Genomic DNA, 12,929 nt, shown 5'->3' on the forward strand with positions numbered 1-12,929 from the left:
GCATGGCCGGATCCCAGCGCGTCTACAAGCAGCGGATCAAGTCGACGCAGTCGCTCAAGAAGATGTTCCGCGCGCAGGAGCTCATCGCCGCGTCGCGCATCGGCAAGGCGCGCGACCGCACGGCCGCCGCGTCGCCGTACGCCCGGGCGATCACCCGGGCGGTCTCGGCCGTCGCGACGCACACGTCGACGAAGCACCCGCTGACCAGCGAGCGCACGGACACCAACCGCGTGGCGGTGCTCGTCGTCGCCTCCGACCGCGGCATGGCCGGCGCCTACTCGGCGTCGATCATCCGCGAGACGGAGCGCCTCGTCGAGCGGCTCGTGGCCGAGGGCAAGGAGGTCGCGCTCTACGCGGCCGGACGTCGTGCCATCTCGTACTACACGTTCCGCGGGCGCGAGCTCGCCGGCTCGTGGTCGTACGGGTCGGACGCGCCGAACTCCGAGGTCGCGGGGGAGATCGCGGACGCCCTGCTGGGCGCGTTCCTCGCCCCGGCCGCCGAGGGCGGCGTGAGCGAGCTGCACATCGTGTACACGCAGTTCGTCAACATGGTCACGCAGCGCCCGCGCGTGGTGCGGATGCTCCCGCTCGAGGTCGTCGAGGGCGTCGCCCCGGCGGGCAAGCACGACGTGCTCCCGCTGTACGACTTCGAGCCCTCGCCCGAGGCCGTGCTCGACGCGCTGCTCCCGCGCTACGTGCGCAGCCGGATCTTCAGCTGCCTCCTCGAGGCGGCGGCGTCCGAGCTCGCCGCACGTCAGCGTGCGATGCACACGGCGACGGACAACGCGGAGGACCTCATCCGCAACTACACGCGGCTGGCGAACCAGGCGCGTCAGGCGGACATCACCCAGGAGATCAGCGAGATCGTCTCGGGTGCCGACGCCCTGGCGGCGTCATGACGGGCCGCACGGCCCGCGCGGCCAGCACCATCATCGACAACCTGACCGACACCGCCGGGGACCACTCCGGCACTGCGAAGCGAGGCCAGCAATGACCGCCACCACCGTGGAAGCACAGGTCGAGCACTCCAGCGGTCCCGGCGTGGGCCGAGTCGCTCGTGTGATCGGCCCCGTCGTGGACATCGAGTTCCCGGCGGACGCCATCCCCGACATCTACAACGCGCTGACCGTCGAGATCGACCTCTCGTCGCAGGGCGAGGGCGAGAAGTCCTTCACGCTCACGCTCGAGGTCGCCCAGCACCTGGGCGACTCGCTCATCCGCGCGATCGCCCTCAAGCCGACCGACGGCCTCGTCCGCGGCGCCCAGGTGACGGACACGGGCGCGCCGATCAGCGTCCCCGTCGGCGACGTCACCAAGGGCAAGGTCTTCAACGTGACGGGCGACGTGCTCAACGCCGCTCCGGGCGAGACGGTCGAGATCACCGAGCGCTGGCCGATCCACCGCAAGCCCCCGGCGTTCGACCAGCTCGAGTCGAAGACCACGATGTTCGAGACGGGCATCAAGGTCATCGACCTGCTGACCCCCTACGTCCAGGGTGGGAAGATCGGCCTCTTCGGCGGTGCGGGCGTCGGCAAGACGGTCCTCATCCAGGAGATGATCCAGCGCGTCGCCCAGGACCACGGCGGTGTCTCGGTCTTCGCTGGCGTCGGCGAGCGCACGCGTGAGGGCAACGACCTCATCCACGAGATGGAGGACGCGGGCGTCTTCGACAAGACCGCCCTCGTCTTCGGCCAGATGGACGAGCCGCCGGGCACGCGTCTTCGCGTCGCGCTCTCCGCGCTGACGATGGCGGAGTACTTCCGCGACGTGAAGAAGCAGGACGTGCTGCTGTTCATCGACAACATCTTCCGCTTTACGCAGGCGGGCTCCGAGGTGTCGACGCTGCTCGGGCGCATGCCCTCCGCGGTGGGCTACCAGCCGAACCTCGCGGACGAGATGGGTCTGCTCCAGGAGCGCATCACCTCGACGCGTGGTCACTCGATCACGTCGCTCCAGGCGATCTACGTCCCGGCGGACGACTACACCGACCCGGCGCCGGCGACGACGTTCGCGCACCTCGACGCGACGACCGAGCTCTCGCGTGAGATCGCCTCGCGCGGTCTGTACCCGGCGGTGGACCCGCTCGCGTCGACGAGCCGCATCCTCGACCCGCGCTACGTGGGCCAGGAGCACTACGACGTCGCGACGCGCGTGAAGTCGATCCTGCAGCGCAACAAGGAGCTCCAGGACATCATCGCGATCCTCGGTGTGGACGAGCTCTCGGAGGAGGACAAGACGGTCGTCGCGCGTGCGCGCCGCATCCAGCAGTTCCTCTCCCAGAACACCTACATGGCCGAGAAGTTCACCGGCGTCGCGGGCTCGACCGTGCCGCTGAGCGAGACCATCGAGGCGTTCAAGAAGATCGCGGACGGCGAGTTCGACCACATCGCCGAGCAGGCCTTCTACAACATCGGTGGCCTCGAGGACCTCGAGCGCAACTGGGCGCGCATCCAGCAGGAGTACGGCGCCTGATCCGACGCACGCGCGGGGCCGGGCCGGTCGGTCCGGCCCCGCGGGCGTCGCACCCGGACCCGGACCGCGGCACGCGGGCCGGGCGTCGTCCCGGACACCACACCGGGCATGAACCGCCCATGAAGGAGTTCCCGTGGCACAGCTGAACGTCGACCTCGTGGCGGCGGACCGCAAGATCTGGTCGGGCCGCGCACAGCGGGTCACGGCCCCCGCGGCGGACGGTGAGATCGGCATCCTCGCGGACCACTCGCCGCTGCTCTCCGTGCTGCGCGAGGGGTCGGTGCGCATCGTGGCCGAGGGCGAGACCCTCGACGTGCGCGTCTCCGGAGGGTTCCTCTCCGTCGACTCGAACCAGGTCACGATCGTCGCGGACTCGGTCGAGTCCGTACCGGCCCGCTGACCTTCGCACGACCATGACGCCCCTGGCCTGGCTCGCGATCGGACTGCTCGTCCTCGTCCTTCTCGCGATCGGGCTGGGGGCGTGGCGTCTGCGCGCCCTGTCCCACCGCGTCGGCTCGTTCGAGTGCGGCGCGCGGCGCGCGGGTGCGGCCGGTGCGCCCTGGGTCGCGGGCATCGCGCACTACGGCGTCGGCCGCATCGACTGGTGGCGGCTGTGGTCGGTGTCGATCCGCCCCGCCCGGACGTGGTCCCGCTACGACCTCGTCATCGCGGGCCGCGAGCCGTTCGTCGGCGACGGGCCCGACACCTACCTCGTCCGGTGCCGGTACCACGGCCAGGACTTCGAGCTCACGATGTCGCGCGCCGCGTACGAGGGGCTGGCCTCCTGGCTGGAGGCCGCGCCGCCCGGCCGCCGCGACGTCGTCGTCTGAGGCGTCGCCCGTGGGCTGACGCCGCGTCCCGGACCGCCCACCACCGACCCGGAGGACCTGCCTCATGCGTCTCGTCGTCGCCCGCTGCTCCGCCCGCTACACCGGCCGTCTCTCGGCGCACCTGCCGCTCGCGACGCGCGTGCTCATCGTCAAGGCCGACGGGAGCGTGCTGCTGCACTCCGACGGCGGGTCGTACAAGCCGCTCAACTGGATGAGCCCGCCGTGCTCGCTCGCGGTGCGCGAGCCGTCCGAGGAGGCGCGCGAGCGCGGCGTGACCGAGGTCTGGGCCGTGCAGCACGCGAAGAGCGACGACCGCCTCGAGATCGAGCTCCACGAGGTCCAGCACGACAGCTCTCACGAGCTCGGCATCGACCCGGGGCTGGTCAAGGACGGCGTCGAGGCGCACCTGCAGGAGATGCTCGCCGCGCAGATCGAGCTGCTCGGGTCGGGCCACACGCTCGTCCGCCGGGAGTACCCGACCGCGATCGGCCCCGTGGACATCCTCGCGAAGGACGCGAGCGGCGCGACCGTCGCGGTCGAGATCAAGCGCCGGGGCGACATCGACGGCGTCGAGCAGCTCACGCGCTACCTCGAGCTCCTCAACCGCGACCCGCTGCTCGCGCCCGTGCGAGGCGTGTTCGCCGCGCAGGAGATCAAGCCCCAGGCGCGCGTGCTCGCGACGGACCGGGGGATCGGCTGCCTCGTCCTCGACTACGACGCGATGCGCGGCGTCGACGACGTGGACTCCCGCCTCTTCTGACGCGCGGGTCTTCCGGCGCGGGAGCCGCCAACCCGGACGAGCAGGCGGTCGTGGCCCGTCCCACAGCGAGGACGGGCCACGGCCGCCGGGTCGAGGGGTCAGGACCGCGGGCTCGGCCGACCGGTCAGCATGTGAGGGCCGCGAACGGCGCCGCGTGCTCGGTGACCGTCCCGGCGGCGTCCGCCACCCGCACCGTCGCCGAGCCCGCCGGGATCGACGCGGCGCGCGCGGAGAACGACTGGTAGGCGTTGCCGCCCGGTGCCACCTCCGCGACGGTGCGCGACCCGTACGGCGTGACGAGCTCGACGTCCACGGGCTCGCCCGCCCCGACTCCGCCCGTGCCGACGTACGCCGCCCGGACCGCGACGTAGGCCGTGCCGGCGAGGCAGCGCGGGACGGCGGTGACGTCGACCTGGGGCGCGGGTGCCGCGGTGGAGCGGGAGCGCACCTCGAACGACGCGATGCTCACGGTGCCGCGATCGGCCCGGAAGCCGATCGTCGGCAGGAGCCCGGCGAGCACGTCGGGGTCGGACGTGTCGAGCGCGCCGCCGGTCGTCGTGCCGCCGTACCAGGTCCACGCGCCGTCCTCCTCGGCGAACACGTCGACGCGCGCGCCGTTCACCTGGAGCGCGATCCGGTCGCCGGGGCCGTAGCCCCGGATGCCGAAGTACGGCGACGACCCGTCCGCGCCCCCGACGTAGTCGAGTCCGGACGCGACGTTCGTGTGGTTGAACCAGGCGAGCGCGTAGGTGCGGTCCGCGGCCGCGAGGCCGAGGAACAGCGAGTCCTCCTGGGTCCCCGCGCCGGAGAACGCGCCGATCTCGGCGACGACCACGGACGACGACGTCGCGCGGGCCGTGCGGTGCCCGTACAGCCCCCAGTAGCGCGCGTCGCCGGTCGCGGCGAGCACCCCGTCCCCGGCCGCGAGGGCGGGCAGCGCCTCCCCGGAGGGCTGCAGCGTCGTCCACTCCGCGGTCGTGTCGGCGTCGAAGTCGTCGTGCAGCACGACGTCGTCGTACCAGGCGGGGTCGAACGCGAGCCGGGCGGTCGTGGCCGCGCGCGCCTCCTCGGCGGCGCCCGACCCGCCCCAGCGCACGACGGCGCCGATCCGCGCCTCGCTGCCGGGGACGGCGTCGGGCCCGGGCGTGACGTCCCACGAGCGGGTCGCGCGGTCCCATGACCCGAGGTCGACCGGGCCCGCCGCGCCCACGGCGACGGCCGTCCAGCCGGCCGGGAGCTCGGGCGCGACCTCGACGCCCGTCACGGCGTCCGCGCGCGTCGACACGGTCACGTCCACCCGGGAGGCACTCCCGACGGCGGGCTCCGCAGCCTCGACGCGTGCGGAGACCGCCCGTGACACGGGGCTCCACGACTCGAGCTCGGTCACGCCGACGGACTTGCCGGGCGCGGCGTCGAACGTGACGCGGTAGCTCGTCGTCTCGAGCGGCGGGAAGGTGATGCGGTTCAGGCCGTTGCCGACGGGCTGCTCGGGCACGCGCGTCTGGTCGGGGACGACCTGCCAGGACGCGCCGTCCCAGTACTCGAGGCCGTAGCCGGCGGCGGGCTGGACGGCGTCGGCGTCCTGGTAGCCGTGGAAGCGGACGTCGCCGATCGTCGTCGGCTCGGCGAACTCGACGCCGACCCAGTCGCGGGCGTTCGGCGAGGAGTAGTTGGACCAGCGCGTGTTCTGGGGCACCTCGTCGTACCAGACCTTGCCGTCGAGGACCCGCCACGCGTCGTCGTACCGCCACGTGTACGACGCGACGGGGCGCGGGTAGGCGTTCCGGAGCGGGTTCGCCGACGTGTTGACGGCGTGGGGGAGGCGCTGCGGCTCGCCGCCCGGCACCGGCACCTCGACCGGGTCGGCACCCTCGGCGACCGCGTCGGCGTCGGCGTGCAGCACCTGCTCGCCGTCGACGTAGACGCGCAGGCCCGCGCCGGCCCCGTAGCGCGAGCCGTCGCGGTCGAACAGGACCGTGACGTTGCGCCCGTGGTACGGCACGTTCTCCGCGGCGAACCAGTCCCAGTCGGCCGGCACGAGCGGGTCGAGCACGAGCGAGTCGTCGGACTGCGGCTGGAGGCCGAGGAGGTCCTGGAGCACGAGGTCCACGTAGCTGGAGTGCAGGTAGTCCTCGGAGTGGTCGTTCCTGTCGTAGATCCAGCGGTCCTCGTCGGGGTGGTGCGCCTCGGCGACGTACGGCTCGCCGTCGCGGAACTGCGTGCGGACGTAGGTGTCGAACAGGTCGAGGTAGTCCGCGCGCGTGAGGTCGCCCGCGGCGTCGTCGCGCAGCGCGGTCGCGACGCCGTCGAGCGTGAGCGACGTCGAGAACGGCCACGACGGCCCGTCCCACTTGCAGCATCCCTGGTCGGACGAGCGCCAGAAGTCGGGGGAGCGGCGCTCGGTCACCGTCGGGCCGTACGGCGCCGCGAACCCCTGCGGGTCGAGGAGCTGGTCGAAGGCGACCGCCTGCTCCGGCGAGGCGAGGCCGAACTTCCACGGGACGAACCCGACGTCGAGCCGGTCGCGCAGGCGCTCGTGGTCCGGGTTCTCCCAGTCGACGACGTCGTAGAAGAAGTCGCGCTCGTCGTCCCAGAGGTAGGTGTCCGCGGCCTCGCGCAGCGCGGCGGCGCGGTCGCGGTACTCGGTCGCGGTCGCCTCGTCGCCGTTGAGCGTCGCGACCTCGGCGAGCGCGAGCATGTCGCCGTAGAGGTAGGCGTTGATCGACGGCCGGAAGGTGTGGCGGCCCGCGTAGTCGCGGTCGGTCGCGTACGACGCGGGCGAGCTCTCCTTGGCGTCGTACTCGGGCGTCTGCCAGTAGAGCCCGAGGTCGGCGTCGAACTGGTTCCCCCAGTCCTCGACGAAGGTCTCCAGCTCGGGCTGGAGCGCGCGGAGGCGGTCGAGGTTCCCGGTGACCTTCGCGCGCTCGACGATCGCGGTCACGGCCCAGAACGAGTACTGGTGCGCCCAGTCGGCCGCCTCGGGGTTCTGCGCGGGCTCGATCTGGCCGGGGCCGGTGAGCCAGTAGTCCTCGTAGTCGTCGAGGTAGCGCTGGTCGCGCAGCCAGCGGCCCTCGGCGAGCTGGTGGCCCGCCGCGGCGTTGATGGCCTGGTACGGCGCGGCGTAGCCGCAGCAGTCGAGGAACTCCGTGAGCACCCAGCCCGTGCCGGGCTCCGTGTAGCGCAGGTGTTCCTTGAGCACGCGCCAGCGGTAGTAGTAGACGGCCTCGGCGTCCGCGTCGGGGAGGTCCACGACCGGGACGTTGGCCGCGTACCAGTCGGGGTCGGCGTAGCCGTCGAGCTTCTCGCCGACGTCGACGAAGGACGTCCCGGGCCCGACCTCGGGCCGGTCGAGGGGCGTCGTCGGGTCGTCGGTCGCGGCCCCGGGGGAGGCGGCCGGGGCGGCCGCGGGCGCCGGCGGCGTCGCCGCGACCGCCGGGGTCGCGAGGGCCAGGGCCAGGAGGCCGGAGGCGAGCGCCAGGGCGCCCGTCGAGCGTGGTCGTCGCATGCGTGTCCTTCGTCGTCGAAGAGCGGGTCCCGCGTGGTCCAGGGCACGGGGACGTGACTGCGCTGTCGGCCACAGATTCCAACAAGAGCAAACAGAAAACAACAGGCGGCGGGTGCGGACCCTCCTTCGTGCCGGCCGGCTGCTCTCCGTGGTAGTTTTTGAACATGTTCAAAAACGGCGCCGTCGCATGAGCGCGACACCGAAGTCCGAGCGCACGCGCGCGCACCTGCGCGACGTCGCGGTCCGGATGCTGCGCGACGTCGGGTACGAGCGGACGACCATGCGCGCCGTCGCCGCCGAGGCGGGCGTGAGCACCGGGAACGCCTACTACCACTTCCCGTCCAAGGACGCGCTCGTCCAGGAGCTCTACCTCGAGGTGCAGCGCGAGCACGCCGAGCGCGCCGCGCCCGTGCTCGCCGCGGGCGGGTCGCTCACCGACCGGCTGCGCGGCGTCTGGGGAGCGTCGGTCGACGCGTTCGCCCCCTTCCACGCGTTCGGCGGCGAGTTCGTGTCCGTCGCGATCCGCCCGGGTTCGGACGCGAGCCCCTTCTCCGCGGCCTCCGCCGCCTCGCGCGACCTCTCGCGCGACCTGTTCGAGCAGATCGTCGCCGGGACGTCGACGCGCGTCCCCGAGCGGCTGCGCTCGGAGCTCCCCGAGCTGCTGTGGCTGGCCCAGCTCGGCATCACCCTGTTCTGGGTCCACGACACCTCGCCCGGGTTCGCGCGCACGCGCCGCCTCGTCGACGGCGGGGCCTCGCTCGTCGGCAGCCTCGTCCGGCTGTCCCGGCTCCCCGTCGCGCGCGGCGTGGTCGACGACGCGCTGCGCCTCGTGCGCGCGGTCCACCCGGGCGCGCCCTGGGCGTCGCCCCCGGGGGATGCGGAGCGCGAGCGCGCGGGCGAGCCGGAGGCGGGCGCGTGAGCCCCGCCGGCGGGGCCCTCGTCTCGGGCCTGGTGATCCTCGGCATGGTCGTGGTCCTGCCGCTCGGCCTCCGGCTCCTGGGGCCCGACGTCGTCCCCGCGCCGCGCAGCGTGGCGTGGCCCCTCGCGGGGGTCGCCGGGGCGGTGAGCCTCGTGCTGCCGCACGGCACCGCGTCCGTCCTGCTCGCGCTCGTCTTCGCGGCGGCGACCGTCGTGCTCGCCGGTACCGGCGCGCGTCTGGCGGTGCGCACGGCGCGCGACCTGCGCGACGGGCAGGTCGCCGCGGCAGGTCTCGCCTCGCGCGCGGCGACCGCGACCGCGCTGGTCATGCCGGCGGTCGGCGCGAGCGCGCTGGTCGCCGAGCGCGCCGGGTGGGGGCTCCTCGGGTTCTCCGGGACGTATCTCGCGCTCACGGTCCCGCACATGCTCTACGCCGGGTTCGGTGCGGCACTCGTCGCGGGCACGGTCGCGCGCCTCGCGGTCGCCGACCGGCTCGCGGTCGCGGGCGCGTGGGGCGTGCCGGTCGGGACGGCGCTCGTGCTGGTCGGCTACCTCGTCGGCGACGTGGCCGAGCTCGTCGGCTCGGGAGTGCTCACGCTCGCCCTCTGGGCGACCGCGGTCGCGGCGGTCCGCTCGCTCGCGCGGCCCACCGGCCCGCCGCACCCGGCCGACGACGCGCACCCGGCCGGTCCGGGGAGCCTCGTGAGCACGGTGAGCACGGTGAGCACGGTGAGCACGGTGAGCACGGTGAGCACGGCGAGCACGGCGAGCACGGCGGGCGTCCGGGCGCTGCTCGGCACGGGTGCGGTCGTGGTCGGGCTGTCGATGCTGCTCGCGCTCTGGTGGGCCGCGGGCGAGGCGCTCGGGTTCGCGCACCCGAGCCTCGACGTCATGGCGGCGACGCACGGCGTCGCGAACGCGCTCGGGTTCGTGCTCTGCACCCTCCTCGGGCTGCGGGTCCTCGCGGCCCGGCCGCCGCTCTCGCGCGAGGCGGAGGGCACGGGCGAGGCGGAGCACGGCGACGCGGGACAGGACACGGAACGCGGGCCCGGGCGGGCCCCGGAGGGGAGTGCGGCATGACGTTCACGTACCCGGAGGTCGGCGCGACCCGCACCGACACCTGGCCCACGGGGTACCGGCACCTGCACGTGCGCCGTCGGCTCACCGACCGGCCGCGCACGCCCGACGACCTCGCGTGGCTCGGCGAGCAGCTCCTCACCTGGCGCGTGCACGCCGCGGCGCGCGTGCGCCTCGAGACCGAGGCCCCGGTCGCCGAGCCCGGTGCGCGCGTGACGACGCTGCTCGGCCTCGGGCGGCTGCGGCTGCCCGAGCCGTGCGAGGTCGTCTGGGTCGAGCGGTCCGCGCACCGCGTCGCGTTCGGGTACGGCACCCTGCCCGGGCACGCGTTCGTGGGCGAGGAGCGCTTCGCCGTCGAGCGCGACGACGCGGGCGACCTGTGGTGGAGCATCGACGTGTTCAGCCGCCCGGTGCTGTGGTGGGTGCGCCCGCTCGCGTTCGCCGTGCCCACGTTCCAGCGGCTCTTCGCCCTGCACCTCGGCCGCGGTGCGAAGCGGCTCCTCGCCGCGCGCGACCGCTGACGTCTCGCGTCCCGACCCGCGCGCGTCCACGTCCGCACGAGTTTGCACGCCGGGTGTACGAAGTGCGCCAGAATGGGCCCATGACCGACGCCCGCAGCCCTCGTCCCGACCAGCAGACCGGCACCGCACGAGTCCTCGTGGGCCGCGTCGTCACCCCGACGGGGGTGCTCGACGACGGCGTCGTGGCCCTGCAGGACGGGCGCGTCGCGTGGGTCGGGACCCGCGCGCAGGCCGCCGACGCCGGCTACGCCGACCTGCCCGCGGGCGACGGCGCGACGCTGCTCCCGGGCCTCGTCGACGTGCACGACCACGGCGGCGGCGGGTCGAGCTTCCCCGACGCGACGAGCGTCGAGGAGGCGCGCGTCGCCGCGCGCGAGCACCTGCGCCACGGCACGACGAGCCTCGTCGCCTCGCTCGTCACGGCCCCGCGCGACGTCCTGCTCGAGCGCACCGCGAACCTCGCGGACCTCGCCGACGCGGGCGAGATCGTCGGCATCCACCTCGAAGGCCCGTTCCTCTCCGAGGTGCGGTGCGGCGCGCAGAACCCGCACGACATGCTCGAGGGCGACCCGGAGCTCGTGCGCGCGATCGCGGGCGCGGCGCGCGGCTACCTGCGGACCATGACGGTCGCGCCCGAGGTGCCGGGCGTCGTCGGCGCCGGGGGAGTGATCGAGACGCTCGTCGAGGTGGGGGCCCTCCCGTCGATCGGGCACACCGACGCGAGCACCGAGCAGACCGAGGCGGCGATCGCGGCCGGCGTCGCGGCGCTCGCGGCCGCCGGTCGGCCCGGCGCGCGGCTCACCGCGACCCACCTGTTCAACGGCATGCGCCCGCTGCACCACCGCGAGCCCGGCCCCATCGCGGCGTGCCTCGCGGCCGCCGCGCGCGGCGAGCTGGTCGTCGAGCTCGTCGCCGACGGCACGCACCTCGCGCACGGCACGATCCGCAGCGTCGTCGAGCTGGTCGGGTCGCACGTCGGTGCCGACGGCGCCGTCGCCGGGCCGGACGCCGTCGCGCTCGTCACCGACGCCATGGCCGCGGCGGGCATGGCCGACGGCGCCTACGAGCTCGGGCCGATGCGCGTGACCGTCGCGCACGGCGTCGCGCGGCTCACCGAGGGCGGGTCCATCGCGGGCGGCACGTACCACCTGCTCGACGTCGTGCGCGAGACCGTCGAGGCCGGCGTGCCGCTGGTCGACGCCGTCCGCGCGGCGTCGTGGACCCCGGCGGGCGTGCTCGGCCTCGACGACCGCGGCGGCCTCGTCGCGGGCCGCCGCGCCGACGTCGTCGTCACGGACGCCGACCTGCGCGTCCGCGAGGTCCTGCGAGCGGGCGCCCCGGTCGACCTCGAGCCCTGACCCACCCGCACCCGCACCCGCACGCGTCGCCCCGCCGACCGCACCCGCCGAACCCGGGGTCGTCCCTCACCCGGCCTGTTCCATGAGGAGCGACCCCGGGTTCGTCACGTCAGGGGAGCGCGGCGAACCCGGGGTTGGGGGCGACTCGCGGGTCGAACTCACCGGTATGCCCGGGTTCGGCGGTTCGACGGGCTTCGGATCCACCCGACGTCGGTGCAGGTCGGCGCGGGAGTCGTCAACCAGAGAGCGCGTTCTTGCTCCACGGGCTTGACTCTCGTCATTTGTTCATCCAATACTCGTAACAGCGAAGCGCTTCGACGATGCGTTTCGACGAAGCGCTTCGACGGCCGAGGCGACGGACCGGACCACAGGGGAGTGGTGACGATGGCGACGATGCAGGACGTGGCGCGACGCGCGCAGGTCTCGTTGAGCACGGTCTCCTACGCGCTGTCCGGGACTCGTCCCGTCTCCGACGCCACGCGTCGCCGCATCGAGGACGCCATGTCCGAGCTCGGCTACCAGCCCAACGCGATGGCCCGCGGGCTCGCGTCGCGCCGCAGCCACGTGCTCGCGCTCATCTACCCCGCGATGGAGAAGGGGCTGGGCGGCACGGTCGCCGAGTTCGTCTCCTCCGCCGCGGAGACGGCGCGCGAGAACGGGTACCACCTCGTGCTGTGGCCCTTCCGCACGACCCAGGCGCCGGAGGTCCGCGACCTCGTGCGCCAGGGGATGGCGGACGGCGTCCTGCTCATGGAGGTCGCGCTGGACGACGCCCGCGTCGACGTGCTCGACGAGGCCGGGGTGCCGTACACGATGATCGGCCGCACGCGCGACGTCACGGACCGTCCGTCCGTGGACATCGACTTCGAGCGCACGACGGACGACGCGGTCCAGCACCTCGTCGACCTCGGGCACCGGCACGTCGCCCTCGTCAACCACTCGCAGGCGACGGCGGACGACGGCTACGCGCCGACGTTCCGCGCCGAGGAGGGCTTTGAGGCGGCGATGCGTCGCCGCGGGCTCGAGCCGCTCGCGCTGCGCGTCGATGAGTCCCCGCGCGCGGGCCGCGACGCCGTCGCGACGCTCCTGGAGCGCGAGCCCCGTCTGACGGCCTTCGTCACCATGAACGAGATCGCGACGTTCGGCGTCGTCGCCGAGCTGCAGCAGCGCGGCGTCGCGATCCCCGCGGACATGTCGATCCTGTCGATCGTCACGTCGCCCGGCGTCGGGGAGATGAGCAACCCGCCGCTGACCACCATGCACGCGCCCGGGGCCGAGCTCGGCCGCCTGGGTGTGCAGAAGCTGCTGTCCCTCGTGGACGGCTCCCGTCCGAGCACGCCGAACGTGCTCATCCCGTGCGTCCTCGAACCCGGCAGCAGCGTCGCCCCCGCGGCCGGCCGGTCCCCGGACGACGACGACCGCGAGCCCGAGGCTCGCTGACCCGACCGACCGGGCGACGCCCCGGTCACCCTCCGGCTCCAGCGCCGG

The 12,929-nt window shown here is 74.0% G+C and carries 11 protein-coding genes; 10 read left to right on the forward strand and 1 reads right to left on the reverse strand.

The window, feature by feature from the left end:
- The first annotated feature begins 2 nt into the window (after positions 1-2).
- The 5 genes from ACFC2L_RS10675 to nucS all read left to right on the forward strand — a co-directional run bounded on the left by ACFC2L_RS10675 (position 3) and on the right by nucS (position 4,062).
- Complete coding sequence (locus tag ACFC2L_RS10675) at positions 3-899, forward strand: F0F1 ATP synthase subunit gamma (protein WP_253053365.1); 897 nt, start codon at positions 3-5, stop codon at positions 897-899.
- Positions 900-990: 91 nt separating this feature from the next.
- Entirely contained in the window at positions 991-2,472 is a 1,482-nt protein-coding gene (gene atpD / locus ACFC2L_RS10680; RefSeq protein ID WP_253053367.1) for a F0F1 ATP synthase subunit beta, read from the forward strand.
- A gap of 133 nt (positions 2,473-2,605) precedes the next feature.
- Entirely contained in the window at positions 2,606-2,872 is a 267-nt protein-coding gene (locus ACFC2L_RS10685) for a F0F1 ATP synthase subunit epsilon (RefSeq protein ID WP_047232903.1), read from the forward strand.
- A 13-nt stretch (positions 2,873-2,885) separates the two neighbouring features.
- Positions 2,886-3,302 carry a DUF2550 domain-containing protein gene (locus ACFC2L_RS10690; protein ID WP_047232904.1) on the forward strand — a complete coding sequence of 139 codons (417 nt, stop codon included), beginning with the start codon at positions 2,886-2,888 and terminating at the stop codon, positions 3,300-3,302.
- A gap of 64 nt (positions 3,303-3,366) precedes the next feature.
- On the forward strand, positions 3,367-4,062 hold the full coding sequence (nucS, locus tag ACFC2L_RS10695) for an endonuclease NucS (protein WP_375824283.1): 696 nt from the start codon (positions 3,367-3,369) through the stop codon (positions 4,060-4,062).
- A gap of 124 nt (positions 4,063-4,186) precedes the next feature.
- Here the strand turns inward: nucS and ACFC2L_RS10700 are convergent, their stop codons facing one another.
- The gene (locus tag ACFC2L_RS10700; RefSeq protein WP_375824284.1) at positions 4,187-7,567 is read right to left on the reverse strand and encodes a glycosyl hydrolase family 65 protein; all 3,381 of its coding nucleotides are present in this window, start codon (positions 7,565-7,567) and stop codon (positions 4,187-4,189) included.
- Between the two features lie 187 nt (positions 7,568-7,754).
- On the opposite strand from ACFC2L_RS10700, the gene ACFC2L_RS10705 reads away from it, so the two are divergent.
- The 5 genes from ACFC2L_RS10705 (at position 7,755) to ACFC2L_RS10725 (ending at position 12,881) form a co-directional block, all read left to right on the forward strand.
- Entirely contained in the window at positions 7,755-8,486 is a 732-nt protein-coding gene (locus tag ACFC2L_RS10705) for a TetR family transcriptional regulator (protein WP_375824285.1), read from the forward strand.
- Positions 8,483-9,565 (forward strand): YndJ family protein, encoded by a 1,083-nt coding sequence (locus ACFC2L_RS10710; protein ID WP_375824286.1) that lies wholly within the window; start codon positions 8,483-8,485, stop codon positions 9,563-9,565. The genes ACFC2L_RS10705 and ACFC2L_RS10710 overlap by 4 nt, the downstream gene beginning before the upstream one ends.
- Positions 9,562-10,083, forward strand: coding sequence for a DUF1990 family protein (locus ACFC2L_RS10715; RefSeq protein ID WP_375824287.1), 522 nt, complete (start codon positions 9,562-9,564; stop codon positions 10,081-10,083). Before ACFC2L_RS10710 ends, ACFC2L_RS10715 begins: the two co-directional genes overlap by 4 nt.
- A gap of 80 nt (positions 10,084-10,163) precedes the next feature.
- Positions 10,164-11,441, forward strand: a complete 1,278-nt coding sequence (locus tag ACFC2L_RS10720; protein ID WP_375824288.1) for an N-acetylglucosamine-6-phosphate deacetylase — start codon at positions 10,164-10,166, stop codon at positions 11,439-11,441.
- Positions 11,442-11,825: 384 nt separating this feature from the next.
- Positions 11,826-12,881: a LacI family DNA-binding transcriptional regulator gene (locus ACFC2L_RS10725; protein WP_375824289.1), complete on the forward strand. Its 1,056-nt coding sequence runs from the start codon at positions 11,826-11,828 to the stop codon at positions 12,879-12,881.
- Positions 12,882-12,929 lie beyond the last annotated feature (48 nt).

Origin of the sequence: Cellulosimicrobium sp. NPDC055967, assembly GCF_042269845.1 — a bacterium.
In the GTDB taxonomy this organism is placed as follows: Bacteria; Actinomycetota; Actinomycetes; order Actinomycetales; family Cellulomonadaceae; genus Cellulosimicrobium.

Coding starts and splice junctions, on each gene's coding strand:
- ACFC2L_RS10675 (WP_253053365.1), top strand. CDS start 3: ATGGCCGGATCCCAGCGCGTCTACAAGCAGCGGATCAAGTCGACGCAG.
- atpD (WP_253053367.1), top strand. CDS start 991: ATGACCGCCACCACCGTGGAAGCACAGGTCGAGCACTCCAGCGGTCCC.
- ACFC2L_RS10690 (WP_047232904.1), top strand. CDS start 2,886: ATGACGCCCCTGGCCTGGCTCGCGATCGGACTGCTCGTCCTCGTCCTT.
- nucS (WP_375824283.1), top strand. CDS start 3,367: ATGCGTCTCGTCGTCGCCCGCTGCTCCGCCCGCTACACCGGCCGTCTC.
- ACFC2L_RS10700 (WP_375824284.1), bottom strand. CDS start 7,567: ATGCGACGACCACGCTCGACGGGCGCCCTGGCGCTCGCCTCCGGCCTC.
- ACFC2L_RS10705 (WP_375824285.1), top strand. CDS start 7,755: ATGAGCGCGACACCGAAGTCCGAGCGCACGCGCGCGCACCTGCGCGAC.
- ACFC2L_RS10715 (WP_375824287.1), top strand. CDS start 9,562: ATGACGTTCACGTACCCGGAGGTCGGCGCGACCCGCACCGACACCTGG.
- ACFC2L_RS10720 (WP_375824288.1), top strand. CDS start 10,164: ATGACCGACGCCCGCAGCCCTCGTCCCGACCAGCAGACCGGCACCGCA.
- ACFC2L_RS10725 (WP_375824289.1), top strand. CDS start 11,826: ATGGCGACGATGCAGGACGTGGCGCGACGCGCGCAGGTCTCGTTGAGC.